This is a genomic window from Thalassospira sp. UBA1131, assembly GCF_002311515.1.
In the GTDB taxonomy this organism is placed as follows: Bacteria; Pseudomonadota; Alphaproteobacteria; order Rhodospirillales; family Thalassospiraceae; genus Thalassospira.
Genome location: NZ_DCAO01000132.1, coordinates 13,849 through 15,134, shown reverse-complemented (window position 1 = coordinate 15,134; position 1,286 = coordinate 13,849). Strand labels below are relative to the sequence as shown.

1 protein-coding gene is annotated in these 1,286 nt (G+C 55.4%); it reads right to left on the bottom strand.

The features are described 5' to 3' along the window. On the bottom strand, positions 1-1,286 hold a 1,286-nt coding region (locus B3Z49_RS21410; protein ID WP_296994728.1), incomplete at both ends, for a sigma-70 family RNA polymerase sigma factor.

Below are 1,286 nucleotides of genomic sequence, written 5' to 3'. Positions count from 1 at the left end.
GAACGCGTGATCGCCTGACGGATCCACCAGGTCGCATAGGTCGAGAACTTGTACCCACGGCGGTATTCGAATTTATCCACCGCCTTCATCAGGCCGATGTTGCCTTCCTGAATCAGGTCAAGGAACTGAAGACCACGGTTGGTGTATTTCTTGGCGATCGAGATCACGAGACGCAGGTTAGCCTCGATCATTTCCTTTTTCGCACGACCGGCTTCGCGTTCGCCCTTGTTGACCACGCCGTAAACGCGGCGGAATTCGCCAACCGGCAAACCGACCTCGGCCGAAACACCACCAATGCCTTCGCGCAGATTGGCGATTTCTTCGGAATAGCGTTCAACAAAGGTTTTCCAACCCTTGCCCGGCAAACCGCCAACGCGTTCCATCCAGTTCGGGTCAAGTTCATGGCCCTGATACTGTTTGATGAAATCGGGGCGTTTGATCTTGCAACGATCCGCAAAGCGCAGAAGCTTGCCTTCAAGGCCGAGCAGACGGTTGTTCAAACCGGTCAGGTGATCGAGAAGTTCCTCGATGCGGAAGTTGTTCAGGTGAACATCTTCCATCAGGTCAACCATCTCGTTCTTGAGCTTGTTATAGCGCTTTTCGGTCGCGGCCGGAACGGCCTCACCCTTGTTCATTGCCACCAGACGCTGTTCCTGCGCCTTGTGCAATTTCTCATAGGTCTTGGCGATCAGTTCGAACTTCTCGAGAACCTGCTCGGTCAGTTCCTCTTCCATTTTGGAAAGCGAAACGTTGACCTGCTCGTTCTCGTCATCGTCGTCATCATCGTCGCCGTCAGCGCTGGCCTCACCCTCTTCATCCTCGGACTTTTCAGACTCGTCGTCCTCTTCGTCCTCGTCTTCTTCGGCCTCATCGGTGAGGCCGGCCGGGGTTTCGGTCTCGGCTTCTTCGTCATCGTCGTCATTGGCCGACTCGAAGCTTTCGACATCTGCCTCTGCATCGACGTCGGTATCTTCTTCGTCTTCACCTTCGGCCGCGGCAATTTCCGCTTCCGGGCCACCGCCATAGGTGGTTTCAAGGTCAATGACGTCACGCAGCAAAAGTTCACCAGCCTGAAGCTGGTCATGCCAGTTCACAATCGCACGAATGGTCAGCGGGCTTTCGCAAATCCCGCCAATCATCATGTCGCGACCGGCTTCGATACGTTTGGCAATGGCGATTTCGCCTTCGCGCGACAGCAGTTCGACACTGCCCATTTCGCGCAGATACATGCGCACCGGATCATCGGTCCGGCCAACATCATCTTCGGAGATGTTGCCACGCGGATC